Origin of the sequence: Streptomyces sp. SP17BM10 (assembly GCF_036322405.1) — a bacterium.
Taxonomy (GTDB): Bacteria; Actinomycetota; Actinomycetes; order Streptomycetales; family Streptomycetaceae; genus Kitasatospora.
The window spans coordinates 1-403 of sequence record NZ_JAQYXB010000105.1; the positions used below are offsets into that span (position 1 = coordinate 1).

General features: G+C 63.0%; 3 tRNA genes. All 3 read right to left on the reverse strand.

What is annotated here, in order from left to right:
- Positions 1-62: 62 nt before the first annotated feature.
- Positions 63-138: transfer RNA gene (locus tag PUR71_RS00375), tRNA-Glu, on the reverse strand.
- A 26-nt stretch (positions 139-164) separates the two neighbouring features.
- Positions 165-237 (reverse strand) — tRNA-Glu (locus PUR71_RS00380).
- Between the two features lie 27 nt (positions 238-264).
- Positions 265-337 (reverse strand) — tRNA-Glu (locus PUR71_RS00385).
- Positions 338-403 lie beyond the last annotated feature (66 nt).

Sequence of the window (403 nt, forward strand, 5' to 3'; positions counted from 1 at the left end):
CAATTACACCATACCCCAACACAAAGCAAGCGCCGGTGGGCGAGCCCACCGGCTTCCTGCTCTGGTACCCCCGACCGGATTCGAACCGGCGCTACTGCCGTGAGAGGGCAGCGTGCTAGGCCGCTACACAACGGGGGCTTCCTGGCGATCCCTTGCGGGATCAGTACCCCCGACCGGATTCGAACCGGCGCTACTGCCGTGAGAGGGCAGCGTGCTAGGCCGCTACACAACGGGGGCTTTCCAGGTGATCCCTTGCGGGATCAGTACCCCCGACCGGATTCGAACCGGCGCTACTGCCGTGAGAGGGCAGCGTGCTAGGCCGCTACACAACGGGGGCTTGATCTTCATTTGTACTGCGGTACTGCTGTTACTGCTGTACTGCGCTGGGGTACCAGGACTCGAA